This window comes from Xanthomonas sp. LF07-6, assembly GCF_034105445.1.
In the GTDB taxonomy this organism is placed as follows: domain Bacteria; phylum Pseudomonadota; class Gammaproteobacteria; order Xanthomonadales; family Xanthomonadaceae; genus Xanthomonas_A; species Xanthomonas_A sontii.
In genome coordinates this window covers 794,562-820,604 of sequence record NZ_JAXGGI010000001.1, presented here as the reverse complement: position 1 = coordinate 820,604, position 26,043 = coordinate 794,562, and the positions used below count along the sequence as shown (strand labels likewise).

Annotated in this window: 20 protein-coding genes and 8 tRNA genes; 18 read left to right on the top strand and 10 right to left on the bottom strand. The window is 68.1% G+C overall.

The genetic code is table 11. The features are described from left to right. Window positions 1-238: 238 nt before the first annotated feature. The 7 genes from SLW56_RS03445 to SLW56_RS03415 form a co-directional block, all read right to left on the bottom strand. Window positions 239-763, bottom strand: a complete 525-nt coding sequence (locus tag SLW56_RS03445) for a phosphatase PAP2 family protein (RefSeq protein ID WP_152180698.1) — start codon at window positions 761-763, stop codon at window positions 239-241. Then, window positions 747-1,880 (bottom strand): glycosyltransferase family 1 protein, encoded by a 1,134-nt coding sequence (locus tag SLW56_RS03440; RefSeq protein WP_017907842.1) that lies wholly within the window; start codon window positions 1,878-1,880, stop codon window positions 747-749. The genes SLW56_RS03445 and SLW56_RS03440 overlap by 17 nt, the downstream gene beginning before the upstream one ends. A gap of 422 nt (window positions 1,881-2,302) precedes the next feature. Then, the gene (gene ppx, locus SLW56_RS03435; protein ID WP_017907841.1) at window positions 2,303-3,829 is read right to left on the bottom strand and encodes an exopolyphosphatase; all 1,527 of its coding nucleotides are present in this window, start codon (window positions 3,827-3,829) and stop codon (window positions 2,303-2,305) included. A 55-nt stretch (window positions 3,830-3,884) separates the two neighbouring features. Continuing rightward, window positions 3,885-5,984 carry a polyphosphate kinase 1 gene (gene ppk1 / locus SLW56_RS03430; RefSeq protein WP_267084683.1) on the bottom strand — a complete coding sequence of 700 codons (2,100 nt, stop codon included), beginning with the start codon at window positions 5,982-5,984 and terminating at the stop codon, window positions 3,885-3,887. Between the two features lie 11 nt (window positions 5,985-5,995). After that, entirely contained in the window at window positions 5,996-7,321 is a 1,326-nt protein-coding gene (phoR, locus tag SLW56_RS03425) for a phosphate regulon sensor histidine kinase PhoR (RefSeq protein WP_017907839.1), read from the bottom strand. Between the two features lie 64 nt (window positions 7,322-7,385). Beyond that, the gene (phoB, locus tag SLW56_RS03420) at window positions 7,386-8,075 is read right to left on the bottom strand and encodes a phosphate regulon transcriptional regulator PhoB (protein ID WP_017907838.1); all 690 of its coding nucleotides are present in this window, start codon (window positions 8,073-8,075) and stop codon (window positions 7,386-7,388) included. Between the two features lie 83 nt (window positions 8,076-8,158). Beyond that, window positions 8,159-9,802, bottom strand: a complete 1,644-nt coding sequence (locus SLW56_RS03415) for a M48 family metalloprotease (protein ID WP_017907837.1) — start codon at window positions 9,800-9,802, stop codon at window positions 8,159-8,161. A gap of 149 nt (window positions 9,803-9,951) precedes the next feature. Between SLW56_RS03415 and grxC the strand changes: the two genes are divergently transcribed. From grxC to SLW56_RS03400, 3 genes are all read left to right on the top strand, one after another. Next, a complete protein-coding gene (gene grxC, locus SLW56_RS03410) occupies window positions 9,952-10,263 on the top strand; it encodes a glutaredoxin 3 (protein ID WP_017907836.1) in 312 nt (103 codons plus the stop codon). Next, complete coding sequence (locus SLW56_RS03405) at window positions 10,260-10,670, top strand: carboxymuconolactone decarboxylase family protein (RefSeq protein ID WP_017917387.1); 411 nt, start codon at window positions 10,260-10,262, stop codon at window positions 10,668-10,670. The genes grxC and SLW56_RS03405 overlap by 4 nt, the downstream gene beginning before the upstream one ends. 161 nt (window positions 10,671-10,831) lie before the next feature. Next, window positions 10,832-11,839, top strand: coding sequence for an isocitrate dehydrogenase (locus tag SLW56_RS03400; protein WP_017907834.1), 1,008 nt, complete (start codon window positions 10,832-10,834; stop codon window positions 11,837-11,839). A 144-nt stretch (window positions 11,840-11,983) separates the two neighbouring features. Here the strand turns inward: SLW56_RS03400 and SLW56_RS03395 are convergent, their stop codons facing one another. Further along, window positions 11,984-12,784, bottom strand: a complete 801-nt coding sequence (locus tag SLW56_RS03395; protein WP_017917385.1) for a Bax inhibitor-1/YccA family protein — start codon at window positions 12,782-12,784, stop codon at window positions 11,984-11,986. A gap of 153 nt (window positions 12,785-12,937) precedes the next feature. Between SLW56_RS03395 and SLW56_RS03390 the strand changes: the two genes are divergently transcribed. The 14 genes from SLW56_RS03390 (at window position 12,938) to SLW56_RS03325 (ending at window position 22,948) form a co-directional block, all read left to right on the top strand. Next, window positions 12,938-13,014: transfer RNA gene (locus SLW56_RS03390), tRNA-Pro, on the top strand. Window positions 13,015-13,058: 44 nt separating this feature from the next. Next, a tRNA-Arg gene (locus SLW56_RS03385) sits at window positions 13,059-13,135 on the top strand. A gap of 34 nt (window positions 13,136-13,169) precedes the next feature. Beyond that, window positions 13,170-13,246 (top strand) — tRNA-His (locus SLW56_RS03380). 76 nt (window positions 13,247-13,322) lie between these two features. Further along, window positions 13,323-13,398: transfer RNA gene (locus SLW56_RS03375), tRNA-Lys, on the top strand. An 89-nt stretch (window positions 13,399-13,487) separates the two neighbouring features. After that, window positions 13,488-13,572 (top strand) — tRNA-Leu (locus SLW56_RS03370). 190 nt (window positions 13,573-13,762) lie between these two features. After that, entirely contained in the window at window positions 13,763-15,058 is a 1,296-nt protein-coding gene (gene tig / locus SLW56_RS03365; protein WP_295908074.1) for a trigger factor, read from the top strand. 141 nt (window positions 15,059-15,199) lie between these two features. Continuing rightward, window positions 15,200-15,826 carry an ATP-dependent Clp endopeptidase proteolytic subunit ClpP gene (gene clpP / locus SLW56_RS03360; protein ID WP_267095971.1) on the top strand — a complete coding sequence of 209 codons (627 nt, stop codon included), beginning with the start codon at window positions 15,200-15,202 and terminating at the stop codon, window positions 15,824-15,826. 128 nt (window positions 15,827-15,954) lie between these two features. Beyond that, window positions 15,955-17,241 carry an ATP-dependent Clp protease ATP-binding subunit ClpX gene (gene clpX / locus SLW56_RS03355; protein ID WP_017907830.1) on the top strand — a complete coding sequence of 429 codons (1,287 nt, stop codon included), beginning with the start codon at window positions 15,955-15,957 and terminating at the stop codon, window positions 17,239-17,241. A gap of 177 nt (window positions 17,242-17,418) precedes the next feature. Continuing rightward, complete coding sequence (gene lon / locus SLW56_RS03350; protein WP_267123383.1) at window positions 17,419-19,887, top strand: endopeptidase La; 2,469 nt, start codon at window positions 17,419-17,421, stop codon at window positions 19,885-19,887. A gap of 88 nt (window positions 19,888-19,975) precedes the next feature. Further along, on the top strand, window positions 19,976-20,389 hold the full coding sequence (locus SLW56_RS03345) for an HU family DNA-binding protein (RefSeq protein WP_157835168.1): 414 nt from the start codon (window positions 19,976-19,978) through the stop codon (window positions 20,387-20,389). Between the two features lie 11 nt (window positions 20,390-20,400). Next, window positions 20,401-20,475, top strand: a tRNA-Val gene (locus tag SLW56_RS03340). Window positions 20,476-20,502: 27 nt separating this feature from the next. Further along, window positions 20,503-20,579: transfer RNA gene (locus SLW56_RS03335), tRNA-Asp, on the top strand. 117 nt (window positions 20,580-20,696) lie between these two features. Beyond that, a tRNA-Asp gene (locus SLW56_RS03330) sits at window positions 20,697-20,773 on the top strand. Between the two features lie 186 nt (window positions 20,774-20,959). Further along, window positions 20,960-22,948 carry a peptidylprolyl isomerase gene (locus tag SLW56_RS03325; protein WP_152237579.1) on the top strand — a complete coding sequence of 663 codons (1,989 nt, stop codon included), beginning with the start codon at window positions 20,960-20,962 and terminating at the stop codon, window positions 22,946-22,948. Between the two features lie 441 nt (window positions 22,949-23,389). On the opposite strand, the gene SLW56_RS03320 is transcribed toward SLW56_RS03325, so the two are convergent. Next, window positions 23,390-24,601 (bottom strand): lytic transglycosylase domain-containing protein, encoded by a 1,212-nt coding sequence (locus SLW56_RS03320; RefSeq protein ID WP_295965258.1) that lies wholly within the window; start codon window positions 24,599-24,601, stop codon window positions 23,390-23,392. Next, entirely contained in the window at window positions 24,598-25,365 is a 768-nt protein-coding gene (gloB, locus tag SLW56_RS03315) for a hydroxyacylglutathione hydrolase (RefSeq protein WP_295908082.1), read from the bottom strand. The genes SLW56_RS03320 and gloB overlap by 4 nt, the downstream gene beginning before the upstream one ends. Window positions 25,366-25,377: 12 nt before the next feature. Here gloB and SLW56_RS03310 point away from each other — a divergent pair, with 12 nt between their 5' ends. Beyond that, the gene (locus SLW56_RS03310; protein ID WP_295908084.1) at window positions 25,378-26,037 is read left to right on the top strand and encodes a hypothetical protein; all 660 of its coding nucleotides are present in this window, start codon (window positions 25,378-25,380) and stop codon (window positions 26,035-26,037) included. Window positions 26,038-26,043 lie beyond the last annotated feature (6 nt).

Here is a 26,043-nt window from a genome sequence, read left to right as displayed (position 1 = left end):
GGGATTGGGGAATGGTGAGTGTTCGCGAGCGCAGGCGTTGCTACGCTTTCGAAGGGCCGGGATTGGGATTCGGAACGGGAATTAGGGATTCGGAGGGTGCGCTAACGCAGGCGATGTTGCGCTCTCGTAGGAGCGGCTTCAGCTGCGACCTTGTCCGGAGCCAGGAGTGAGGAGAGAGCATGGAGCCGGACGGCGCCGGCTGTTTCCATTCCCTATTCCCGGTTCCCCATTCCCGGCCTTATATCAACCACAACGACACGCCCGCCAACAACGTGCCGATGCCGGTGGCGGCGAGCACGTCGCTGGGGTAGTGCAGGCCCAGCACCACCCGCGACAGCGCCACGCAGGCGATGAAGGGCACCAGCAGGGGCGCCAGCCAGGGGTAGTAGGCCAGGGCGACGATGCCGAAGGACACCGCGTGCAGGGTGTGGCCGGAGGGGAAGCTGAACTCGTCCAGCGGCGCCACCCAGGCGCGGATGCGCATATCGGCGGCGTACGGACGCGGGCGGCGGGTCCAGCGCTTCAGACCCTTGTACAGGCTCAGCGCGACCACGCCGGTGGCGGCCATGTGCGCGGAGGCGAACACGCCGTCCATGCCGTCGCACAGCACCAGCAGGGTCATCAGCGCGTACCAGAACACGCCGTCGCCGAGGCGGCTGATCACCGCGAAGAAGCGTCGCACCGAGCGCCGCCGGCACCAGTGGTTGGCGCGCCGGCACCAGCGGGTCTCGTGCCCGCGCAGGATCTCAAGCCGCGTCGACATGCGTCCTCCGGGTGTCCGCCAGTTGGTTGAGCAGGGCATCGAAATCGGCCACCACGCGCTCCGGGCGCAGTTGCTGCATCGACGCGCAGGCCGCCTCGCCGAGACGCTGGCGCAGCGCGTCGTCGCTGCCCAGGCGCAGCGCGGCGGCGATGAAGGCCTCGTCGTCGGCCACCGCCGCACCATTGATGCCGTCGCGCAGGTATTCGCGTGCCGCGCCGTAGTCGAAGGCGACGGTGGCCACGCCACTGGCCATCGCTTCCAGGGTCACGTTGCCGAAGGTCTCGCTGCGGCTGGGGAACAGGAACAGGTCGCCGCTGGCGAAATGCCGCGCCAGCGCGTCGCCGCGCTGGATGCCGCAGAAAATGAAGTCGGGATTCTCCTGCGCCAGGCGCTCGCGCAGCGGGCCGTCGCCGACCCAGACGAAGCGCGCCCGCGGACGCTGCTGCTGCAACTGGCGGAACGCGCGCACCGCCAGCGGCAGGTTCTTCTCCGAGGCGATGCGGCCCACGTAGAGCACCGCGCAGTCGTCGTCCTGCAGGCCCCACTGCGCGCGCAACTGCGGATCGCGGCGCTGCGGCTCGAACTGCTTGCTGTCCACCGCGCGCGCCAGCAGGCGCACCCGCTCGAAACCCTGGGTGGCGAGGAAGTCGCGCAGTTCGCGGGTCGGGACCAGGGTCGCCTGGGCCTGGTTGTGGAAGCGCCGCATCCAGCGCAGCGCGGTCGACTGCAGCCAGGCCGCGCCATACTGCGGCAGGTACTCGTCGAAGCGGGTGTGGAAGCCGGTGGCGATCGGAATGCCCAGGCGCCGCGCGCTGCGCAGCGCCGACCAGCCCAGCGGGCCCTCGGTGGCGATGTACACCGCATCCGGCGGCGCCGCCTGCCACAGCTTGGTCAGGCGCCGCGGCGCGGGCAGGCCGAACTTCAGTCCGGGGTAGCGCGGCAGCGCCGCACCGCGCACCAGCCGCAGATCCGCCGGGTCGGCGTCGCCGGCCTGGCGCGGACGCACCACGTCGACCGTATGGCCGCGCGCGCGCAGCCCCAGTTCCAGCCCCTGCACGGTCAGCGCGACGCCGTTGACCTCAGGGGGATACGTCTCGGTGACGATCGCGTAGCGCATGCGGGGGCTCCGGTTTGACTAAGCCTCGCGCAATGCAGTGAAGCGAACATGTCCAGCGCATGTAGGAACGATGACGCTAAAAGCCGGGATTGGGGATTGGGGATTGGGGATTCGGGGTTTTTCGCAAGTGCGTCGCCGTGCCGCTTTTCTGTGGGAGGGGCTTCAGCCCCGACGCTGTATCGGTAAGGCGTCGGGGCTGAAGCCCCTCCCACAAAAAAGCCGCGGTGTCGCGGCTTCACGAGGGGCGGGTTTTCTTTCAAAAACCGGCACTTTTCTCATCAAATCGCTTGACCACCATTTGACCGCGGACAGCATGCTGCCGTCCCGAGTCCCGAGTCCCGAGTCCCGAGTCCCGAGTCCCGAGTCCCGAGTCCCGAGTCCCGAGTCCCGAGTCCCGAGTCCCGAGTCCCGAGTCCCGGCTTTCAAGCGACAAATGGACGGAAATTGATCCCCAACCCGGCCATGCCCTCGACCTCGCCGATCAGGTCGGCACGCTGCAACGGCCGCGACTCGATCCACGGCTGCGACAGGATCAGGTGCAGGTTGGCGCCGTCGGCCTTCAGTTCCAGCGCCGGGATCGGGTCGGCCTCGTGCGCGCGGTGCAGCAGCACCGCCAGACGCAGCAGCGCGGCCTTGCGCTTGGCGCTGAGCAGCAGGCGGTCGGGCAGTGCGTCGAACGCGGTCTTGGACACGTTGCGGCGGTGCGTGCGCACCAGCGTGGCCAGCACCTGCTGCTCCTGCCGCGAGAAGCCGGCAATGTCCGAGTGCTCCAGCACGTAGGCGCCGTGCACGTGGTACTGGCTGTGCGCGATGGCCTGGCCAAGTTCGTGCAGGCGCGCGGCCCAGCCGAGCATGCGCGCGTCGTCGGCATCCAGCGCCCAGTCGCCGGCGACCTGCTCGAACAGCGCCATCGCGGTGTGCTCCACGCGCGCGGCCTGCGCCTCGTCGATGCCGTAGCGCTGGGTCAGCGCGGCGATCGCGGTTTCGCGCGGATCGTTCTCGCCGCCGCGGCCGAGCATGTCGTAGAGGATGCCTTCGCGCATGGCCGCCTTGCTCACCATCAGCCGTTGCAGGCCCAGGGCCTGGAATGCCGCCTCCAGCACCAGCACGCCGCCGGCGATGATCGGCCGGCGGTCGGCGGACAGGCCGGGCAGGTCGATGTCCTCGATGCGCTTGGCCAGCAGCAGGCGGTCGCGCAACTGCGGCAGCGCCTCGGCGGTGATCGCGCCCTTGGTCAGCTTCATCGCCGCGCAGATCTCGCCGATCGCCTTGTGCGTGCCGGACGAGCCCAGCGCCTCGTGCCAGCCCAGCGCACGGTACTGCCCGGCGAACTGCTGGAACTCGGCGCCGATCTCGGTCAGCGCGTCCTTCCACTTCTTCTTGGACAGCTTGCCGCCCGGGAAGAAGCGCCGCGTGCTGGCGATGCAGCCGGCCTGCAGGCTCTCGCGTTCCAGGGTTTGGAAGCCGCTGCCGATGATGAATTCGGTGGAGCCGCCGCCGATGTCGATCACCAGGCGGCGTTCGTCCGGCTTGGGCGGCTGCGCATGGGCCACGCCGAGGTAGATCAGGCGCGCTTCCTCGCGGCCGCTGACCACTTCGATCGGATGGCCCAGCGCGGTTTCGCCGGGAATCAGGAAGGTCTGCGGCGAGCGCAGCTGGCGCACGGTGTTGGTGGCCAGCGCGCGCACCCGCAGCGAGGGCAGGTCGCGGAGGCGCTGGCCGAAGCGCGCCAGGCATTCCAGCGCGCGCTGTCGCGCCTCGGTGGACAGTCCGCCCTTGTTGTCCAGGCCGTCGGCCATGCGCACGGTCTCGCGCAGGCGGTCCACCACCCGCAGCTGCCCGAGCTGGTAGCGGGCGATGACCATGTGGAAGCTGTTGGAGCCCAGGTCGATGGCGGCCAGCAGGTCGCCGTCGCGCAGCGGCGGATGAGTGGGGGAGGTGGCAGGCATGGCGGAATGGTAGCCGATGCGCGGCGCGCGCCGTTGGCGCTGCGCCGCGGTGTGCTCAGAGCCCGTCGAGCAGGGCCAGCTGCGCCGAATGCGGCGGCTGGTCCTGGCCCGGGGCCAGCTTGCGGTAGTTGCCGTCGGCGTCCAGTTCCCAGGCGTTGAGATTGTCGGCCAGGTAGTTCTGCAGCACCTCGCGGTGGATGCGCTTGACCAGGTCCGGATCCAGGATCGGGAAGCCGGTCTCCACGCGCCGCAGCAGGTTGCGTTCCAGCCAGTCGGCGCTGGCGCAGAACAGTTCCGGCGCACCGTCGTTGCCGAACCAGTAGACCCGGCTGTGCTCGAGGAAGCGGCCGACGATCGAGCGCACCCGGATGTTGTCGGACACGCCCGGCACGCCCGGGCGCAGGGTGCAGGCGCCGCGCACGATCAGGTCGATCTTGACCCCGGCCTGCGAGGCCGCGTACAGCGCGCGGATCACCTGCGGCTCGTTGAGCGCGTTCATCTTGGCGATGATGCGGCCCGGGCGGCCGGCATGCGCCAGCTTGGTCTCGCGTTCGATCCGGTGCAGCACGCCCGGATGCAGGGTGAAGGGCGATTGCAGCAGGCGCTTGAGGCGGATCTTCGGCGCCAGCCCGGACAACTGCTGGAACAGCAGGTGCACGTCGTTGCCGATGTCCACGTCGGAGGTGATCAGGCTGAGGTCGGTGTAGGCGCGCGCGGTGCCGCTGTGGTAGTTGCCGGTGCCCAGGTGCACGTAGCGGCGCAGCTTGCGGCCCTCGCGGCGCACGATCAGCAGCATCTTGGCGTGGGTCTTGTAGCCGACCACGCCGTACACCACCTGCACGCCGGCTTCCTGCAGGCGGTCGGCCAGGCCCAGGTTGGCCTCTTCATCGAAGCGCGCGCGCAGTTCCACCACCACGGTGACGTCCTTGCCGTTGCGCGCGGCCAGCACCAGCGCATCGACGATCGCCGAGTCCTTGCCGGTGCGGTACAGGGTCTGCTTGATCGCCAGCACGTTGGGGTCGATCGCGGCCTGCTTGATCAGGTCCAGCACCGCGGTGAAGGCGTCGAACGGGTGGTGCAGCAACACGTCCCCGGCGGCGGCGATCTCGAAGATGCCTTCGCTGTCGCGCAGGGTGCGCGGATTCATCGGCGGATACTTCAGGTCCGGGCGCTGCACCAGGTCGTAGACCTGGTTGACCCGGCTCAGGTTGACCGGGCCGTTGATCCGGTAGACCGCGTTTTCCGGCAGTTCGAAGTTCTGCAGCAGGGTGCGCACGATCGACTTCGGGCAGTCCTCGGCGATTTCCAGTCGCACCGCCGGCCGGTAGCCGCGGTTGACCAGTTCGTCGCGCAGCGCCAGCGCCAGGTTCTCCACTTCCTCCTCGTCCACCACCAGTTCCGAGTTGCGGGTGACGCGGAACTGGTAGGAACCCATCACCTCCATGCCCGGGAACAGCTCGTCGACGAAGGTGGACAGCACCGAGGACAGGAACACGAAGCTCTGGCCGCCCTCGGCCAGGCTTTCCGGCAACTGGATGATGCGCGGCAGCGAGCGCGGCGCGCGCACGATCGCCAGGTGGCCGACGCGGCCGAACGCGTCGGTGCCTTTGAGCACCACCACGATGTTTAGCGACTTGTTGAGGATCTTCGGGAACGGATGCGCCGGGTCCAGGCCCAGCGGCGACAGCACCGGCATGATCTCGTTGCGGAAGTAGGCGCGCAGCCAGCGCTTCTGCCGCGCGTTCCAGGAATGCCGGCCGAGCACGCCGATGCCGGCCTCCTTCAGCGCCGGGCGCAGCACCTCGTTCCAGCAGCGGTACTGCTGGTCGACCAGTTGCGCGGCGCGGTCGTGGATCGAGGTGAGGATGGCATTGGGGCTCATGCCGTCCGGTGCCGGCGGCAGCCCGAATTCCTGCGCGTGGCGCACGGTGGCGGCGCGGATCTCGAAGAACTCGTCGAGGTTGGTGCAGGAGATGCACAGGAAACGCAGCCGCTCCAGCAACGGCACCTGCGGATCCTGCGCCTGCGCCAGCACCCGGAAGTTGAAGTCCAGTTGCGACAGCTCGCGGTTGATGTACAGCGCGGGGTCGCGCAGCGGGTCGCTGGGAATGTCCGGGGGCGGCGTGGGCGGCAGGGCAGGGGCGCGGCGGGGCATGGTGTCTCTCGTTAGGCGGAGGTCAGGGTGGCATGGTCGTGCCGCGGATGCACGCGCCCGGCGCCGAAGTGGCAGGAGAAGGTGCTGCCCTTGCCGACTTCGCTCTCGATCTCCAGCCGCGCCTGGTGCAGGCCGAGGACGTGCTTGACGATCGACAGGCCCAGGCCGGTGCCGCCGCTCTCGCGCGAGCGGCTGCTGGAGACGCGGTAGAAGCGCTCGGTGATCCGCGGCAGGTGATGCGCGGGAATGCCGTAGCCGCTGTCGCGCACCGCCAGCACCGCGCCATCGCCCTCGCGGGCGAAGGTGATGCGGATGGTGCCGCCGGCCGCGGTATAGCGCACCGCGTTGGTGACCAGGTTGGAGAAGGCGCTGTGCAGTTCCTTGTTGGAGCCGACCAGGTCGCAATCGGCCTCGTCGTGGACCTCGATGCGGTGCCGGCCCTGGCTGTGCGCCTCGGCCTCGCGGCGCAGCGTGGCCAGCATCGGCGCCATCGCGATCGACTCCTCGTTGGCGTGTTCCTGCGATTCCAGCCGCGACAGGGTCAGCAGATCCTCGACCAGCTGGGTCATGCGCTGCGACTGCTTGCGCATCTCGGCGATCATCGGCCCCGAATCCGGGAAGTCCTCCGGGTCGAGCATGTCCAGGTAGCCGTGGACCACGGTCAGCGGCGTGCGTAACTCGTGCGAGACGTTGGCGACGAAATCGCGGCGCACCTGCTCCAGTTGCAGCAGCTTGCTGACGTCGCGCGCGACCAGCAGCCAGTGGTCGTCGGAATAGGGGATCAGGCGCAGGTTCAGGCGCAGACGGTCGTCGACCGGGGAGGGCATGTCCAGCATCGGCTCGGCGTTGCGGCCGCCGCTGAGCCAGTGCGCCAGCGGCATCGGCTGCAGCCGCTCCACCACCGGCGCGCCGAGGTCGCCGGGGTGGCGCAGGCCGAGCAGGGTGCCGGCCGCCTCGTTGAACCACTGGATGCGCTGGCTGTTGCGGTCCACCACCACCACCGCGTCCGGCAGTGCCGCGGCGGCGGCGCGGTAGGCGCGCAGCATGTCCAGCAGGCGCCGCTTGCGCACGCGCATTTCCGCCTGGCTGCGGTACAGCAGCCGGTCCAGTTCGTTCCACACGCCGGTGCCGGCCGGCGGCTCCCAGCGCTGGCGCGCGGTCAGCCGCCGCAGCACCCGCCGCAGTCGCCAGTAGTGCCAGCCCATCACCCCCAGCGACATCAGGGTCAGCGCCATCCACACATGGCCGCCGATCCAGCCGATCAGCAACGCCAGCAACAGCAGGCCGGCGAGCGTGCCGAGGGTCTTCAACCAGGCGGAGCGGATGTGGCGGGGCATCGGGAACGCACTCTGTCGCAAAGGATCGTGATCCGTCCGCCGTTATAGCAGGCGAAGGCGGCGGTCAGATGGACGCAGAGAAGCGATAGCCGGAACCGCGGACGGTCTGCACCATGTTTTCCACCGAGAACGGCTCCAGCGTCTTGCGCAGGCGGCGGATGTGCACGTCGATGGTGCGCTCTTCCACGTAGACGCTGCCGCCCCAGACGTGATCGAGCAACTGCGCGCGGCTGTAGACGCGCTCGGGGTGGGTCATGAAGAAGTGCAGCAGGCGGTACTCGGTCGGGCCGATCGGCACCGGCGCCTCGCCGGCGAACACCCGGTGCGCGGCGCCGTCGATGCGCAGGCTGCCGACCGAGACGCTGCCGTCCTCGTCGTCCTCGCGGGTGCGACGCATCACCGCGCGGATCCGCGCCAGCAGCTCGCGTGCCGAGAACGGTTTGACCACATAGTCGTCGACGCCGGCCTCCAGGCCGCCGACGCGGTCGTTCTCCTCGCCGCGGGCGGTGAGCATGATGATCGGCACTTCGCGGGTCATCGCATCCTTGCGCCAGCGCCGGGCCAGTTCAAGGCCGCTGGTGCCGGGCAGCATCCAGTCCAGCAGGATCAGGTCCGGGACCCGGTCGGCGATCGAGGTCTGCGCTTCGCGGGCATCGCCGGCGTGCACCGGCTCGAAGTCGCCCTTGCGCAGGGCGAACGCGACCATGTCGCGGATGGCCGGCTCGTCGTCGACGATCAGGATGCGTTTCTGCACAACGGCACCGTGGAACTGGGGAGGAAGGTCGCCAGTAGACTACGGTTTTATTACGTTTGAGTGACGCCTGACACGGGCGCGTTTCAGCGCCGTTGCATGTCCGGGTCCTGCACGCCCTGGCGGCGCAGTTCCAGCACCGTCGGGGTGATCGCGGCGATGCGGGCGTCGATGCGCGCGCGCGCCACGTAGTCCAGGTCGCTGCGCTTCTTCAGGTTGCTCAGCTGGATCAGGGCCTGCTCCGGATGCCCGTTCAGGTACGCCGCCTCGGCATACGCCTCGCCGGCCCGGGTGTCGTCGCCGGCCAGTTCGCAGGCACGGGCGAAGGTGCGCTGGAACACCGGATCCTCCGCGGCCGCCCCGAGCAGCGGCCGCAGCACCGCCTGGGCGCGCTGGCCGGCCTGGCGGCCGCCCTGTTCGTTGAGGGCAGTCGCATAGCTCAGCGCCACTGCCCGGTTGCTGGGCATGCGCTTGACCAGCGCCTCGAAGCGCTGGTCGGCGGCCTGGTTGCGGCCGGCCTTGGCCTCGGCCTCGGCCACCGCCACGGTCAGCCACCAGTTGTCCGGGTGCGCCTGCAGCAGGCTTTCCAGCGTCTGCGCGACCTCCTGCGCACTGCCGCCGGCACGCAGCCGGGCCAGCGCCAGGCCGTAGCGCTGGGCATCGCTCAGGCCCTGTTTGCTGCCCTGGCGCAGGCCTTCGTACTCGCGGATCGCATCGGCCGGGGTGTTGGCGCTGAACACCCGCAGCCGCTCGCGGGCCCATTCGAACTGGCCGCTGGGGCCGCGCGCGTAGTTGGCGAACGGCAGTTGCAGGCCGCCGGGCAGCAGCGGGTTGCTGGGCGCGCCCAGCGGCTGGCTCAGCGACACGTCGTTCGGATCGACCCGCTCCTTCAGGGTGCCGCCGGGCACGCTGGTGGTCAGGGTCAGGGTGTTCTTCTTCATCTGCTCGGCGCGCTCGCGGGCCTCGCTGATGCGGGTGGTGGTGACCGGGTGGGTCATCAGGAAGTCGGGGGTGCTGTAGCCGCCCTGGTTGCCGCGCATCGCCAGCGACATGCGCTCGAAGAAGCCGGCCATCGCGTCGACGTCGTAGCCGCTGCGCGCCAGGGTGCGGATGCCCAGACGGTCGGCCTCCGATTCGTTGGAGCGGGTGTAGTCGATCTGGCGCTGCTGCATCAGCCCCAGGCCGCTGGCGATCGCCGCCTGGGTGGCGTCGCCGCTGGAGCGCCCGCCGGCCTGCTGCGCCGCGACCACCGCGGCGAGCATGCCGAGCAGGATCGGGATCTGGTCGCGCTGCGCCCGCTCGACCCCGCGCAGCACGTGCTGCTGGGTGACGTGGGCGATCTCGTGCGACAGCACCGCGGCGACCTCGTCCTCGCGCTCGGCGGTCAGCACCAGCCCGGCGTTGACCGCCACGTAGCCGCCGAGAGTGGCGAAGGCGTTGATCTGGCGGTCGCGCAGCATGAAGAAGGTGAACTTCTGCTGCGGCTGGTCGCTGTTGGCGCCGAGCCGGGTGCCCATGGTCTGCAGCCAGTCGTCGATCAGCGGGTCTTCGAGCACGTAGCCGTAGCTGCGCAGCTCGGCCAGCATCATCTTGCCGTACTCGGCCTGGCGCGCCGGGGTCAGCAGCTCGCCGGCCGAGGAGCCGATGTCCGGCAGCTTGTTCTCCTGGGCCGGCGCCACGGCGCAGGCGGTGGCCAGGGTGATCGCGAAGGCGAGCGGCAGCAGGCGCAAGACAGGCTCCAGGGGGGCAGGCGGACGCCGGGTGGCGGCCGGGACGACGGTGAATCCGGGATGATTCGCAGTGTTGCGGCAGCGGCCTCGAAAATCCACCCGGCCGCTACCATAGTGGCTTGGACCTTCTACACCGCCCGGAGTTTCCCGTGGACAACCCAACTGCCGACACCGGCCACGCCGGCGGCCCGCCGATCACCCTCTATTCCACCGCGATCTGCCCGTACTGCGTGGCGGCCAAGAACTTCCTCAAGAGCAAGGGCCGCACCTGGAACGAGGTGCGGATCGACCTGGACCCGGCCGAGCGCGAGAAGATGGTCGCGCTGGCGCGGCGCACCAGCGTGCCGCAGATCTTCGTCGGCGACGTCCACGTCGGCGGCTACGACGACATGATGGCGCTGCACCGCGCCGGCAAGCTGGAGCCGCTGCTCGACGGCCACGCCCCCGAGGCGCAGGCATGAGCGGCGCCGCGACGGGCGAGGGCGGCGCCTCCGGGCAGGACCGCGTCCGCGAGTTCACCGAGTTCCGCCAGCGCATGAACCAGCGCATCCTGGCCGAGCCGAACCAGGTGGTGCGGCGCTTCTTCGCGCTGGACACCCAGACCTACCAGGCCGGCGCGCTGGACGTGAAGACCAAGGAGCTGCTCGGCCTGGTCGCCTCGCTGGTGCTGCGCTGCGACGACTGCATCAGCTACCACGTGGCCCAGTGCAAGGAGGCCGGGGTCAGCCGCGAGGAGTTCTTCGAGACCTTCTCGGTGGGCCTGGTGGTCGGCGGATCGATCGTGATCCCGCACCTGCGCCGCGCGGTGGACTTCCTCGACACACTGGAGGCCGGCGCCGCCGCCCCGGCGCAGCACGCGCACGACTGAGCCCACCGCGGCCTGTCGACGGCCGCCGGCACCGCGCCGGCGGCCGCCCGGTTTTGGGCGCCTTCACCGGCTTCGGGCATAATTACCGCTGAAACCTCCTTGCGCCTGCAGCCCCGGTTCCCGGGCGGCGCTCCCCCCTCTTGTACGGAAACCGCAACCCTATGACGCAGACAATCACGGTCATCCGTGGCGATGGCATCGGCCCGGAGATCATGGACGCCACGCTGTTCGTGCTCGACGCGCTGAACGCCGGCCTCACCTACGAATACGCCGATGCGGGCCTGGTGGCGCTGGAGAAGCACGGCGACCTGCTGCCGGCCGCCACGCTGGAGTCGATCCGCAAGAACAAGGTGGCGCTGAAGAGCCCGCTGACCACGCCGGTGGGCGAGGGCTTCAGCTCGATCAACGTGGCCATGCGCCGCCAGTTCGACCTGTACGCCAACGTGCGTCCGGCCAAGTCGTTCCCCAACACCAAGTCGCGCTTCGGCGCCGGCGTGGACCTGATCACCGTGCGCGAGAACACCGAAGGCGCCTACCTGAGCGAAGGCCAGGAAGTGTCCGCCGACGGCGAGACCGCGCTGTCGATGGCCAAGGTGACCCGCAAGGGTTCCGAGCGCATCGTCCGCTACGCCTTCGACCTGGCCCGCGCGACCGGCCGCAAGAAGGTCACCGCGGTGCACAAGGCCAACATCATCAAGTCCACCTCGGGCCTGTTCCTGAAGGTGGCGCGCGACGTGGCGGCGAACTACCCGGAGATCGAATTCCAGGAAATGATCGTCGACAACGCCTGCATGCAGTTGGTGATGCGCCCGGAGCAGTTCGACATCATCGTCACCACCAACCTGTTCGGCGACATCCTGTCGGACCTGTGCGCCGGCCTGGTCGGCGGCCTGGGCCTGGCACCGGGCGCCAACATCGGCGTGGACGCGGCGATCTTCGAAGCCGTGCACGGCTCGGCCCCGGACATCGCCGGGCAGGGCAAGGCCAACCCGTGCGCGCTGCTGCTGGGCGCGGCGCAGCTGCTGGACCATATCGGCCAGCCGCAGAACGCCGAGCGCCTGCGCAACGCCATCGTCGCCACGCTGGAAGCCAAGGACGGTCTGACCCCGGACCTGGGTGGCAGCGGCAACACCATGGGCTTCGCCAAGGCCATCGCCAGCCGCCTCTGAGCGTCCGGAAGATCGCAGAAAAAAGAAAGGGCGCCCCAGGGCGCCCTTTCTTTTGCTCGGAAACTTGTCTGAAGCCAAGCCCGCTCATCGATCAAGGGGAGTTCGCTTTTACGATTCCCCAATCCCGATTCCCGACTCCCGGCTTCAATTCCGCGACTGCAGCTTCGACAGCAGGCGCAGGAACTCCAGGTACAGCCACACCAGCGTCACCATCAGGCCGAACGCGCCGTACCACTCCATGTACTTGGGTGCGCCCTGTTCGACGCCGCTCTCGATGAAGTCGAAGTCCAGCACCAGGTTCAGCGCCGCCACCACCACCACGAACAGGCTGAACAGGATGCCGACCGTGCCGGAGGCGTGGATGTAGGGGATCTGGATGTTGAAGAAGCCAAGCACCATCGTGGCCAGATACACCAGCGCGATGCCGCCGGTGGCCGCGACCACGCCCAGCTTGAAGTTCTCGGTGGCCTTGATCATGCCGCTGCGGTAGGCGAACAGCATCGCGAACAGGGTGCCGAAGGTCAGCAGCACGGCCTGCAGCACGATGCCGTTGAAGCGCACTTCGTACATCGCCGAGATCGATCCCAGGAAGAAGCCTTCCACCAGCGCGTACAGCGGCGCGGTGATGGGCGACCATTCCTTCTTGAAGATCGTGATCAGGGCCAGGATGAAGCCGCCGATCAGGCCGCCCAGCGCGTAGCCGGCCACGCCAGGAGCGATCATCGCGTTGCCCGCGGCATCGATCGAAACCGACTGGCTCCAGGCGAATACGGCGGTGAGCGCTGTCAGCATCAACAGGATGCCGGTCTTGTTGGCGGTGCCGTTCAGGGTCATCGCACCGCTGTCGCGCGCGACGACCGTGCCGTTGCCGGGCGAGACCACGTTGCCGCTGTGCAGATCGAGGAAGGTGGATTCCTTCAGGGCGGGGTTGCCGCTGCGAAGCATGCTGTTTTCTCCTTCAAAATGGCTCTCGGCCGATGCCGATGGCAAGCCGTGAGCATAGCGCAGGCGATGTTGCGTGCATGCGACGTTGACAGCGGGCCGCAAGCTTCCCACAATAGCCGACCTTTCCGGCCTTGGCCGCGAGGGATGTTCCGCCGGGGTATAGCGCAGTCTGGTAGCGCGCCTGCTTTGGGAGCAGGATGTCGGGGGTTCGAATCCCTCTACCCCGACCAATCCGATGTCCAACGGCGGAAAGGAATGCGACAATCCAGCCAGGGCGCCCGTAGCTCAACTGGATAGAGCACCGGCCTTCTAAGCCGGCGGTTACAGGTTCGATTCCTGTCGGGCGCGCCACATGGCGCCGGGCAGGAGATGCAAGGTTTCAATGGTGGCTGTAGCTCAGTTGGTTAGAGTACTGGATTGTGATTCCAGATGTCGGGGGTTCGAGTCCCCTCAGCCACCCCATTGATCGCGTGACCCGATGCTTCGCGGGGTGTTGCAACGAAGCAAAAAAGCACATAGAATGTGCGACTCAGTTTCAGGGCCGTTAGCTCAGTTGGTAGAGCAGTTGACTCTTAATCAATAGGTCCAAGGTTCGAATCCTTGACGGCCCACCAAAACAAAAGGCACCTGCTCCGGCAGGTGCCTTTTTCTTTGCCGGCCGGCCTGCAACAATGTGCCGGCAGGCGCCTTCCGGCGCCGCAGCGCGAAAGTGGCGGAATTGGTAGACGCCCTGGTTTTAGGTACCAGTGCCGCAAGGCGTAGGGGTTCGAGTCCCCTCTTTCGCACCATCCAGCCCCCGATGGCCCCTTGTGGCGATGGCGGGTTCGGCGTCGCCACGGCGGCCTCCCGGCCCTGCGCTGGCAGGCGCCGCGGGAATAGGCGAAACTATCCGGCTGCGGCGGCTGTCCCGTGCCCGCGCCAACCCGTACTTTTCTACATCGTGCCGAGAGCCGTGGGCTCCCGGTGGCAGGAGTCCACATGCAAGCTTCGATCGAAACCACCGGTACCCTGGAACGGCGTCTGACCTTCACCCTGCCGGAGGATCGCCTGGAAACCCATGTCGGCGGCCGCCTGCGCGAAGTCGCGCGCACCGCGCGGATCAAGGGCTTCCGTCCGGGCAAGATTCCGGCCAAGGTGATCGAGCAGCGCTTCGGGCCGCAGATCCGCGCCGAGGCGCTGGACGGCCTGCTGCGCGAGACCTTCGACTCGGCCGTGCGCGAGCACGAACTGCGCCTGGCCGGCAACCCGCGCATCGACCGCGCCGACGACAACGAGCTGCAGTTCGTGGCCACCTTCGAAGTGGTGCCTGACTTCGGCGACATCGACGTGTCCAAGCTGCAGGTGATCCGCCACACCGCCGAGGTCACCGACGCCGACATCGAGCAGATGATCGAGAACCTGCGCCTGCAGCGTCGTACCTGGCAGCCGGCCGCGCGTCCGGCGCAGGACGGCGACCTGGTGACCCTGGAGACCTGGTCGCAGGTCGGCGACGAGCGCCTGCCGGCCGAGGGCGTGGAGAAGGGCAGCAGCGTGATCGGCTCGGGCGTCATGTTCCCGGCGATCGAGCAGGGCCTGGTCGGCCTGTCCAAGGACGAAGAGAAGACGCTGACCGTCGACTTCCCGGCCGACTGGCGCGTGCCGCAGTTCGCCGGCAAGCAGGTCCAGGTCCATGTGAAGGCGGTCGACGTCGCCGCGCCGGTGCTGCCGGAGGTGGACAAAGAGTTCATCAAGAGCTTCGGCGTGAAGAGCGGCGATGCCGAGCAGTTCCGCAAGGACATCCGCATCAACCTCGAGCGCGAGCTCAAGGGCGCGCTGATGAACCGCCTGCGTCGCGAAGTCGGCGAGCAGCTGATCGCCGCCTACGCCTCGGTCGAAATGCCGCCGCGCCTGGTCGAGAACGAAGCGCGCGCCATGCTGGCGCAGCAGGTCGAGCAGATGCGCCGTTCCGGCCGCGACCCGGGTCAGGTGCCGGACGACGCCCACCAAGGCTTCATGGACGCTGCGCGCAAGCGCGTGCTGGTCGGCCTGCTGGTCGGCGAGGTCGCCCGCCGCAACGAACTGCGCCTGGACCCGAAGCGGGTCTCGGAGACGCTGCGCCTGATCGCCTCGACCTACGAAGAGCCCGAGCAGGTCATTGAGATGTACCGCAACGATCCCCAATTGATGGGGGGACTGCAGAGCCGTGTGATGGAAGAGCAGGTGATCGACTGGATCGCCGAGCGCGCCCAGCACACCGAGCAGGCGATGTCGTTCCAGGACGCGATCCGTCAATAAGACGACGCGTCGCCGCGTTGCGCAGCCGACCTGCGCGACGCGGATCCCGTTTCACCTCCCCGCGGCGGCGGGGCGCAACACGATGCGAAGCCCTGCACACCCCCGTGCAGGGATGGACCCCGAGCAGCAGGAGATCACCGCGTGGACAATGTGACCAAGGCCTTGAATCTGGTTCCGATGGTGGTCGAACAGACCAGCCGCGGCGAGCGCGCCTACGACATCTATTCGCGCCTGCTGAAGGAGCGCCTGATCTTCCTGGTTGGCCCGATCGACGACCACATGGCCAATGTGATCGTGGCCCAGCTGCTGTTCCTGGAAGCGGACAATCCGGAGAAGGACATCAGCATCTACATCAACTCGCCGGGCGGCGTGGTCACCGCCGGCATGGCGATCTACGACACCATGCAGTACATCAAGCCGGACGTGAGCACCATCTGCGTCGGCCAGGCCGCCTCGATGGGCGCGCTGCTGCTGGCGTCGGGCGCTGCCGGCAAGCGCTATGCGCTGCCGAACTCGCGGGTGATGATCCACCAGCCGCTGGGCGGCTTCCAGGGCCAGGCCACCGACATCGACATCCACGCCCGCGAGATCCTGACGCTGCGCGCGCGGCTGAACGAAATCCTGGCCAAGCACACGGGCCAGTCGCTGGAAGCCATCGCCCGCGACACCGAGCGCGACAACTTCAAGAGCGCCGTCGACGCGCAGGCCTACGGCCTCGTCGACCAGGTCCTGGAGCGTCGTCCGGATGAGTCCATCCAGCCGGCATAAGGCTTGCATGTACTGCAAAACGCAGCGTATTCCGCAGGGCCGGGGTCGGGCTAGCGTCCTCCCGGCCCTGTGCTATTCTCGAAATCGAACCCCCGTTCATCGGGTGGGGTAACTGGGTAAGCGAAGCAATGAGCGAAGACCGGCAAGGCCGTTCCGGCGACAGCAACAAGATCCTGTACTGCTCGTTCTGCGGCAAGAGTCAACACGAGGTCCGTAAGCTGATCGCCGGGCCCAGCGTGTTCATCTGCGACGAATGCGTCGAGTTGTGCAACGACATCATCCGCGAGGAGCTCGAGGAGAAGGCGCAGTCGGCACGCAGCAGCCTGCCCAAGCCGCGCGAGATCCTGGAAGTGCTCGACCAGTACGTGATCGGCCAGCAGCGCGCCAAGCGCACGCTCGCCGTGGCCGTGTACAACCACTACAAGCGCATCGAGAGCCGGCAGAAGAACGACGAGGTCGAACTGGCCAAGTCCAACATCCTGCTGGTCGGTCCGACCGGCTCGGGCAAGACGCTGCTGGCCGAGACGCTGGCGCGCTTGCTCAACGTGCCGTTCACCATCGCCGATGCGACCACGCTGACCGAGGCCGGCTACGTCGGCGAGGACGTGGAGAACATCATCCAGAAGCTGCTGCAGAAGTGCGACTACGACGTCGACAAGGCGCAGCAGGGCATCGTCTACATCGACGAGATCGACAAGATCTCGCGCAAGAGCGAGAACCCGTCGATCACCCGCGACGTGTCCGGCGAAGGCGTGCAGCAGGCGCTGCTGAAGCTGATCGAAGGCACGGTCGCCTCGGTGCCGCCGCAGGGCGGGCGCAAGCATCCGCAGCAGGAATTCCTGCAGGTGGACACCAAGAACATCCTGTTCATCTGCGGCGGCGCGTTCGCCGGCCTGGACAAGGTGATCCAGCAGCGCTCCAACGACGCCGGCGGCATCGGCTTCGGTGCCAAGGTGAAGAGCTCCGAGCGCAAGCGCGAGGTCGGCAAGATCCTGGCCGACGTCGAGCCGGAAGACCTGATCAAGTTCGGCCTGATCCCCGAGTTCGTCGGCCGCCTGCCGGTGGTCGCCACGCTCGAGGAGCTGGACGAGCCGGCGCTGATCAAGATCCTCACCGAGCCGAAGAACGCCATCACCAAGCAGTTCAAGAAGCTGTTCGAGATGGAAGGCGTGGAGCTGGAGTTCCGCCAGGACGCGCTGCTGGCCATCGCCAAGAAGGCGCTCAAGCGCAAGACCGGCGCGCGCGGCCTCCGCACCATCGTCGAGTCGGTGCTGCTGGACACGATGTACGAGCTGCCGTCGCAGGAAAACGTCAGCAAGGTGGTGGTGGACGAGTCGGTGATCGAGCACAAGTCCGAGCCGTACCTGATCTACCAGACCCCGCCGGCGGCGCCGAAGGTCGCCTCCGCGGAGTGACCCGGGCGGGCGGTGCGCGGCGACCCCGTCGCGCGCCCCGTGCCTGCCGGTAAGTCGCTGAAACATAAAGGGGTTATGCGCTCCCCTTGCATCGTCCAGCCGATGGCCCCATAACGGGGCCATCGGCGTTTTTATGGCCGCCCGCATCGCGTTCCCGCCTCCCAAATCGGAATCCTCATGGCCCAGTCCCAATCCGAAGTCCTCGACCTGCCGGTCCTGCCGTTGCGCGACGTCGTGGTCTTTCCGCACATGGTCATCCCGCTGTTCGTCGGTCGCGACAAATCCATGCGCGCGCTCGAGCACGCGATGGAGGCCGACAAGCGCATCCTGCTGGTCGCGCAGAAGTCCGCCGAGACCGACGACCCGGCGGCGGCCGACTTGTACAACGTCGGCACGCTGGCGCAGGTGCTGCAACTGCTGAAGCTGCCCGACGGCACCATCAAGGTGCTGGTCGAGGGCTTGTCGCGCGTCAGCGTCGACAAGGTCGCCGAGCGCGACGGCGCGCTGCAGGGCGAAGGCCGCGAGATCGACGCCGCCGAATCGCGCGAGGAGCGCGAAGTCGAGGCGATCGCGCGCTCGCTGATGTCGCTGTTCGAGCAGTACGTCAAGACCAACCGCAAGCTGCCGCCGGAGCTGCTGCAGACCCTGTCCGGCATCGACGAGCCCGGCCGCCTGGCCGATACCATCGCCGCGCACATCGGCGTGCGCCTGGCCGACAAGCAGCGCCTGCTGGAAACCCTGGAAGTGGGCGAACGCCTGGAGATGCTGGTCGGCCTGGTCGACGGCGAGATCGACGTGCAGCAGCTGGAAAAGCGCATCCGCGGCCGGGTCAAGTCGCAGATGGAGAAGAGCCAGCGCGAGTACTACCTCAACGAGCAGATGAAGGCGATCCAGAAGGAACTGGGCGACCTCGACGACGCGCCAGGCGAGCTGGAGGAGCTGGCGCGCAAGATCGCCGAGGCCGGCATGCCCAAGCCGGTCGAGACCAAGGCCAAGGCCGAACTCAACAAGCTCAAGCAGATGTCGCCGATGTCGGCCGAAGCCGCGGTGGTACGCAACTACCTCGACTGGCTGCTGGGCGTGCCGTGGAAGAAGCGCAGCAAGGTGCGCAAGGACCTGAAGGTCGCGCAGGAAACCCTCGACGCCGATCACTACGGCCTGGAGAAGGTCAAGGATCGCATCCTCGAATACCTCGCGGTGCAGTCGCGGGTGAAGCAGATGAAGGGGCCGATCCTGTGCCTGGTCGGACCGCCGGGCGTGGGCAAGACCTCGCTGGGCCAGTCCATCGCCAAGGCCACCAACCGCAAGTTCGTGCGCATGTCGCTGGGCGGCGTGCGCGACGAGGCGGAGATCCGCGGCCATCGCCGCACCTATGTCGGCTCGATGCCGGGCCGCATCGTGCAGAACCTCAACAAGGTCGGCAGCAAGAACCCGCTGTTCGTGCTCGACGAGATCGACAAGATGTCGATGGATTTCCGCGGCGATCCGTCCTCGGCGCTGCTGGAAGTGCTCGACCCCGAGCAGAACAACGCCTTCAACGACCACTACCTGGAAGTGGACCTGGACCTGTCCGAAGTGATGTTCGTGGCGACCTCCAATTCGCTGAACATCCCCGGCCCGTTGCTGGACCGCATGGAAGTGATCCGCATCCCCGGCTACACCGAGGACGAGAAGCTCAACATCGCGACGCGCTACCTGGTGCCCAAGCAACTCAAGGCCAATGGCCTGAAGCAGGAAGAGCTGGAGATCGGTGCCGACGCGATCCGCGACATCGTGCGCTACTACACGCGCGAATCCGGCGTGCGCAACCTCGAGCGCGAAGTGGCCAAGATCTGCCGCAAGGTGGTCAAGGAGATCGCGCTGGCCGGTCCGCAGCCAGCTGCCCCGGCGAAGAAGGCCGCAGCGAAGAAGGGCGCCGCGCGCAAGGACAAGGCGCGCGTCAGCGTCGGCTCGAAGAACCTGGACAAGTACCTGGGCGTTCGCCGCTACGACTTCGGTCGCGCCGAGGAGCAGAACGAGATCGGCCTGGTGACCGGCCTGGCCTGGACCGAGGTCGGCGGCGATCTGCTGCAGATCGAATCGACCCTGGTCCCGGGCAAGGGCGCGGTGATCCTGACCGGCCAGCTCGGCGACGTGATGAAGGAATCGGCGTCGGCCGCATTGTCGGTGGTGCGTTCGCGCGCCGAGCGGCTCGGCATCGAGGCGGACTTCCTGCAGAAGCACGACGTGCACCTGCACGTGCCCGACGGCGCCACGCCCAAGGACGGCCCCAGTGCCGGCATCGCGATGGTGACCTCGCTGGTGTCGATGCTGACCAAGGTGCCGGTCAAGTCGGAGGTGGCGATGACCGGCGAGATCACCCTGCGTGGCCGCGTCTCGGCGATCGGCGGACTCAAGGAGAAGCTGCTGGCCGCATTGCGCGGCGGCATCCGCACCGTGCTGATCCCCGAGGAGAACCGCAAGGATCTGGCCGACATCCCGGAGAACGTCACCCGCGATCTGAAGATCGTGCCGGTGAAGTGGATCGACGAAGTGCTGGATCTGGCACTGGAGCGTCCGCTCGCGCCCAAGCCCGCCGCCGACGCCGAACAGGCGCCGTCGCGGCGCAAGCAGAAAGCATCCTCGAACCCGCGCGTCAAGCACTGACGCGCGCTGAACCGCACCCGCGCAAACGGCTCAAACCCGCGCCGTTGTTGGCTTTTCGGCTTGCGCGGGTATGGGCCCGCTGGTATAAATGCAGCGCTTGCGAGCACCGCGAACGGGCGTGCTTGGTAGTGCAAAACATATCCATCGGGGTCTCGCCCAGGCGAGGCAGGCCACGCCGACACCCGATCCTCAATCCGCGGTCTTCTGCCGCACATGGAGTCATCAAGAAATGAATAAAGCCGAACTGAACGACGCGATCGCCGCTGCCGCCGACATCTCCAAGGCCGAAGCCGGTCGTGCCATCGACGCCTTCGTGTCGGAAGTGACCAAGGCCCTGAAGAAGGGCGACAGCGTCACGCTCGTGGGCTTCGGCACCTTCCAGGTGCGCGACCGTGCCGAGCGCACCGGCCGCAACCCGAAGACCGGCGACTCCATCAAGATCGCGGCGTCGAAGAATCCGACGTTCAAGGCTGGTAAAGCGCTGAAGGATGCCGTAAACTAATCGACTCGCTAGGGTGCTTAGCTCAGCGGTAGAGCGTCTCCTTTACACGGAGAGGGTCGGGGGTTCGAAACCCTCAGCACCCACCAGAGCACCAAGCGACAAGTTTCAAAAGCGGAGTGGTAGTTCAGTCGGTTAGAATGCTGGCCTGTCACGCCGGAGGTCGCGGGTTCGAGTCCCGTCCACTCCGCCAGTTGTACCGAAGCCCCCGAGCGATCGGGGGTTTCGTTTCTCGCAGTCGCCGCCACGCGCCAGCGTTGGCCCGGCCGCTGCGGGAAAGCGGGCCTCGCGCCCGCCTCCGTTCAAACGCGGAGTGGTAGTTCAGTCGGTTAGAATGCTGGCCTGTCACGCCGGAGGTCGCGGGTTCGAGTCCCGTCCACTCCGCCATTTGTACGCGAAACCCCCGAGCGATCGGGGGTTTCTTTTTTTCCGCAGTGCGCTGGTTTGGTCGTCGATGCGCTCCGGATTCGCCGCCTCGACGCATGAGCGGCGCGGGTTGCCGGGCCGCCGGTTCTGCCGCAAGGCGTGAAGCGGGTTAAACTGCGCGGCTCGCCAATAGGCCGTCGGTTCCCAATGCTGCAGAAACTTCGCGAAAAGACCTCGGGCTGGATCGCCACCGCGATCATCGGTCTGTTGATGATTCCGTTCCTGTTCGTCATCGACAACAGCTACCTCGGTGGCGTCGGTGCCAACAATGTCGCCAAGGTGCAGGCGCCGCCGTCGTGGTGGTCGTCGGCGCCGTCGTGGTGGCCGGTGTCGCTGCTGTGGCAGCACCACGAAGTGAGCACGGAGCAGTTCCGTACCCGCTTCGAGCAGGCGCGCATCCAGGCGCGCGAACAGCAGGGCGAGAACTTCGATCCGCGCGCGTTCGAAAGCATCGACAACAAGCGCAAGCTGCTCGATCAGCTGATCGACGAGCAGGTGGCGAAGCTGTCGGCAGAACGCGCCGGCGTGGTCATCGGCGATGCCGCGGTGCGCGATTACATCAGCTCCATGCCTGCGTTCCAGAACGACGGCAAGTTCGATCCGGAGCGCTACCGCCTGGCTCTGGCCTCGGGCACGCCGCCGCGTACGCCGACCATGTTCCAGCAACTGGTGCGCGACGCGCTGCAGCAGTCGGTGATTCCGTCGGGCATCGCCGAATCGGCGTTCGCCACCAAGCCGGAAACCGAGCGCCTGCTGAAGATGCTGGGCGAGACCCGCGACGTGGAGATGGCGCTGTTGCCGGAAATGCCGGCCGACACCGCACCGGTCAGCGACGCGCAGGTGCAGCAGTGGTACGACTCGCACAAGTCCGACTTCAAGCAGCCGGAAACCGTGACGATCGAGTACGTCGACCTCAACGCGGCCAGCCTGCCGCCGGTCAAGCCGGCCGACGAGGCGACGCTGCGCAAGCGCTACGACGACGAGAAGGCGCGCTTCGTCGAGCCCGATCAGCGGCTGGCTTCGCACATCCTGATCAGCGCCGGCAAGGACGCGGCCTCGCAGAAGGCGGCCGAGGCCAAGGCGGCCAAGCTGGCGGCCGAAGCCAAGCAGCCCGGCGCCGATTTCGCCGCGCTGGCCCGCGCCAACTCCGACGATCCCGGTTCCAAGAACGCCGGCGGCGATCTGGGCTGGGTGGAGAAGGGCGTGATGGTGAAGCCGTTCGAGGACGCGCTGTTCGCGATGAAGCCCGGCGAGATCGTCGGCCCGATCAAGAGCGAATTCGGCTATCACGTGATCCAGCTGCGCCAGGTCAAGGGCGGCGAAGGCAAGTCGTTCGAGCAGGTGCGCGACCAGCTCGCCAGCGAGCAGTTGAAGGCCGACGGCGAGAAGGCCTTCAGCGACCTGAGCGGCAAGCTGGTGGACCTGGTCTACAAGAACCCGACCGCGCTGGCTTCGGCGGCGAAGGAAGTGGGCCTGCCTGTGCAGACGCTGGGGCCGTTCTCGCGCGCCACCGCCAGCGGCATCGCCGCACAGCCGGCGGTGCTGCGCGCCGCGTTCTCCGACACCCTGGTGCAGGACGGCACGGTCAGCGACCCGATCAACCTGGGGCCGAACCACAGCGTGCTGATCCGCGTGACCCAGCACCAGCCGGAGCAGATCCAGCCACTGGCCAAGGTGCACGAACAGGTCGTGGCCGCGGTGCATGCCGACCGCACCGCCAAGGCGGCCGCTGCCAAGGCCGATGCGCTGCTGGAGCGTTTGCGCAAGGGCGAGACCCTGCAGGCCCTGGCCGGCGCGGAGAAGCTGCAGATCAACCCGATGCCGGGTCTGCCGCGCAACGTGCCGATGCCGAGCGCGCAGGCCAGCCAGGCGATCTTCAGCGCGCCGCAGCCGGCCGACGGCAAGCCCTCGGTGGGCAAGGTCGAGCTGCCTGCCGCGCCGGGCACCGTGGGCAAGCGCTATGCGTTGTTTGCGGTCACCAAGGTGACGCCGGGCGACCTGAGCAAGGTGCCGGCCGAGCAGCAGACGATGTTCCAGCAGCAGCTGGCGCGGATCGAAGGCGAGGCCGATGCCAAGGCCTACGTCGATGCGATGCGCAAGCACTTCAAGATCAGCGTGCAGGAATCGCAGCTGTAACCGCGGCTTCGACAGCGCAAAGCGGCACGCAACAGGCCCGGCATTGCCGGGCCTGTTGCGTTTCAGGTGCGTGGTTTATCGGCGTGTGCGATTTGCTGTGGGGGAGGCGCGCAACGTTGACGCAAGTGTGGACGTGCGCCTGCCGATGGCCGGCATGCCTTCAGTGGCGCGAATGGGCGGCAAGCGCGTTACGTCGCTACCTTGGTCGGCGCGATGCGCTGTCCCTGCTGGCGGCCATCGAAACAGAGTCTGTTGCCGATGGCGCGTGCGCGCAGTTGCGCTAGCTGCTGGACGTGGCGATACGCCTGCCTTCCAGGCGCTCATGCTGATCGTAGGTGCCCATCGGGCCGAGGAAACGGGTGGTCATCCCCGCAGCGTGGCTACACATCCGCGGACGTTGCAGCATGGGCCGGAGCTCGTCCCGCCGCAGCGGGAGTGCGATCAGTCCTCGTAGCTCAGCACCATGCCGGGACGCAGCACGCTGCGCGCGGACAGGCCGTTCTTCATCAGCAGCGCCTGCACGGTGATGCCGTAGCGCTTGGCGATGTTCCAGGCGGTGTCGCCGTCGCGCACGGTGTGCGTGTGGCGGGAGCGTGCGCCGGCGCGCGTGGCACGGTTCGGCGCGGGAGTGTCGTCGGCGCTGGCCACGGTGGCGACGACCGGGGCGTCGTCCTGCGCCGGCGGCGCGGTGTCCTGGGCCAGCACGGGGCCGCCCAGACTGCGCGGCGCCAGCACCGGCAGCGCGCGCTTGGTGCTGCGGCCACTGCCCAGGGCCGGGTTCAGCCGGGCGAGCTGATTGCCCTGCAGCGCCTGGCGCCGCGCCCATTCGTCCAGCGCCATGCCGGCGGGCAGGGTCTGCGCCTGCAGGATCGGCACGTCGCGGTCCAGCGAGGCCATCCATTCGTCGCGGGTCTGCGCCTGTTCCAGCACGCAGGCCAGCGCGTGCAGTTTCTCGACGTAGGCGTAGGTGACCGAGGACAGCCCGGGCAGCTTGTCCGGCTGCGCGTTCTGCGCGTTCATGCCGGCGCGGCGCATCGACTGCAGCACGCGGTATTCGCCGGCGTTGTAGGCCATGATCGCCAGGCGCCAGTCGCCGCCGAACATGCCGTGCAGGGTCTTCAGGTAGCGCACCGCGGCGCGGGTGGAGTCCACCGCGGACAGACGGCCGTCGTAACCGTTCTCCAGCGGGACATCGTGGTTGCGCGCGGTACCGGGGATGAACTGCCACAGGCCGGCGGGGCCGCTGCTGTTGCGCGCCGCCGGGCGGTAGCCGCTCTCCACGAACGGGATCAGCGCGAATTCGGTCGGCAGGTTGGCCGCACGCAGTTCGTCGACCACGTAGCCGAACAGCGGCAGGACGTCCTCGTCCTCGTCGGCCAGCCGCGACGGCGCGCGCGAGAACTGCTGCTGCCAGCGCGCATCGGTGGCGCCGGCGTCGCAGCGCGCATCGGCCAGGCCGTCGCGGAAGCGGGCGAGGATGTCGTGCCCGTTACGGGTGGTCGGCGGCGGCAGTGCCGCCGCGTCCGTCGGCAGGCCGTTCAGGCCAGCCACGGTCTGCTCGAGTGCCGCCGCAAGCGGGGTCGCCGCCGCCACGGGGGGCGCCGCCGACGCTATCGCCAGCGTCAGCGCCGCCGTCAACGCCAGCGCCCTCATGCGCGGAAATCGTCTTTCCAGCGCCTCAATTCGGCGAAGACTTCCACTTCGTCGGACACCCCCCGGCCGAGCCGGGCGCCGATCGCCTGCTGGATCGCCGCCGAAGCGGTGCGCAGGAACGGATTGGTCGCCAGTTCGCTGGCGAGAGTGACGGGAACGGTGGGGCGGGCAGCGTGACGCATGGCCTGGGCTTCCTGATGGCGCTGCCGCAGGGCAGCGTTGGTGGGATCGACCGTGACGGCGAATGCCGCATTGGCCAAGGTGTATTCGTGTCCGCAGCAGACCAGCGTCTGCCCCGGGAGGGCGGACAGGCGCTGCAGCGAACCCAACATCTGGGAGGGCGTACCTTCGAACATGCGCCCACAGCCCAGGCTGAACAGCGTATCGCCGCTGAACAGGTGGCCCTGGCCGACGTAGGCCAGGTGCGAGCGGGTATGGCCGGGGACGGCCAGGGTAGCGAACTGCCAGTCCAGCACCTTTACGACGTCGCCATCGCCGACCCGCTCGCACGAAAATCCGGCAATGCGCGGGTCGTCCGGCGCGTACACCGGCAGATCCGGCCAGCGTTCGCGCAAGGCGGCGACGCCACCGATATGGTCGTCGTGGTGATGGGTGAGCAGGATGGCGGCGGGTTGCAGCCCTTGGGCCGCGGCCTCCAGCACCGGCTCGGCCTGGCCTGGATCGACCAGCAACGCACGCCCGTCGTCCGTGGCGATCGCCCAGATGTAGTTATCCTGGAATGCGGGCAGGGCGATCAGTCGCATAGAATTGGCACCATGCCTGCCGTGTCGCTCCCTCGTCAAGCCAACGTCTCATCCTGGTTTGATACTGCCGGGGCGCAGGCGTTGCTGCAGGCCGAGCAGCCGCTGATCCTCGACGCCTTGCTCAAGCGCCCCGCGCAGCCCTGGCTGTGGCTGGCCCCGGTGCCGCTACCGCCCCCCGCGCGCGAGCTGCCGGGGCGGGGCGTGCGCCTGCACCGCAGCGCCTGCGGCTATGCCGGCGACCTGGTGTGCACGCTGCCACTGCCGCTGCCGTCGGAAAGCGTCAACGCCATCGTCCTGCAGCACGTGCTCGCCGCCGACGCGGCGGCGCTGCTGGAGGAATGCGAGCGCATCCTGATGCCGGGCGGGCGGCTGTGGCTGTTCGCGCTCAATGCGGTGAGCCCGTACCGGCTGCGCTGGCGCCGCCAGGGCCTGGTGGCGCGTCCGCCAGGTAGCTGGCGCGGCCTGCTCGAACAGGTCGGCCTGCCGAGCGTGGAGCAACTGCGCTATCTCGGGCCGGTGTGGCCGACCCGCGGCGGCGTCGGCCCGGCCACCTCCACCGCGCCGCTGCGCGCGGTCTGCCTGCTGCAGGCGGAAAAACGCACCGCCGCCGGCATCGGCCCCATTCCGCTGCGCGCGCCGGTCCGCTGGCGCGGCTCGGTCGCTTCCATCTGAACACGG

Excerpts from the sequence above, each read along its gene's own strand:
- SLW56_RS03345 (WP_157835168.1), top strand. The coding sequence starts at position 19,976 with ATGCAGCGCTTGCGAGCACCGCGAACGGGCGTGCTTGGTAGTGCAAAA.
- phoR (WP_017907839.1), bottom strand. The coding sequence starts at position 7,321 with ATGCCCCGCCACATCCGCTCCGCCTGGTTGAAGACCCTCGGCACGCTC.
- ppx (WP_017907841.1), bottom strand. The coding sequence starts at position 3,829 with ATGCCTGCCACCTCCCCCACTCATCCGCCGCTGCGCGACGGCGACCTG.
- ppk1 (WP_267084683.1), bottom strand. The coding sequence starts at position 5,984 with ATGCCCCGCCGCGCCCCTGCCCTGCCGCCCACGCCGCCCCCGGACATT.
- clpX (WP_017907830.1), top strand. The coding sequence starts at position 15,955 with ATGAGCGAAGACCGGCAAGGCCGTTCCGGCGACAGCAACAAGATCCTG.
- SLW56_RS03395 (WP_017917385.1), bottom strand. The coding sequence starts at position 12,784 with ATGCTTCGCAGCGGCAACCCCGCCCTGAAGGAATCCACCTTCCTCGAT.
- SLW56_RS03320 (WP_295965258.1), bottom strand. The coding sequence starts at position 24,601 with ATGAGGGCGCTGGCGTTGACGGCGGCGCTGACGCTGGCGATAGCGTCG.
- lon (WP_267123383.1), top strand. The coding sequence starts at position 17,419 with ATGGCCCAGTCCCAATCCGAAGTCCTCGACCTGCCGGTCCTGCCGTTG.
- SLW56_RS03445 (WP_152180698.1), bottom strand. The coding sequence starts at position 763 with ATGTCGACGCGGCTTGAGATCCTGCGCGGGCACGAGACCCGCTGGTGC.
- SLW56_RS03405 (WP_017917387.1), top strand. The coding sequence starts at position 10,260 with ATGAGCGGCGCCGCGACGGGCGAGGGCGGCGCCTCCGGGCAGGACCGC.
- gloB (WP_295908082.1), bottom strand. The coding sequence starts at position 25,365 with ATGCGACTGATCGCCCTGCCCGCATTCCAGGATAACTACATCTGGGCG.
- SLW56_RS03440 (WP_017907842.1), bottom strand. The coding sequence starts at position 1,880 with ATGCGCTACGCGATCGTCACCGAGACGTATCCCCCTGAGGTCAACGGC.
- SLW56_RS03310 (WP_295908084.1), top strand. The coding sequence starts at position 25,378 with ATGCCTGCCGTGTCGCTCCCTCGTCAAGCCAACGTCTCATCCTGGTTT.
- SLW56_RS03325 (WP_152237579.1), top strand. The coding sequence starts at position 20,960 with ATGCTGCAGAAACTTCGCGAAAAGACCTCGGGCTGGATCGCCACCGCG.
- SLW56_RS03400 (WP_017907834.1), top strand. The coding sequence starts at position 10,832 with ATGACGCAGACAATCACGGTCATCCGTGGCGATGGCATCGGCCCGGAG.
- tig (WP_295908074.1), top strand. The coding sequence starts at position 13,763 with ATGCAAGCTTCGATCGAAACCACCGGTACCCTGGAACGGCGTCTGACC.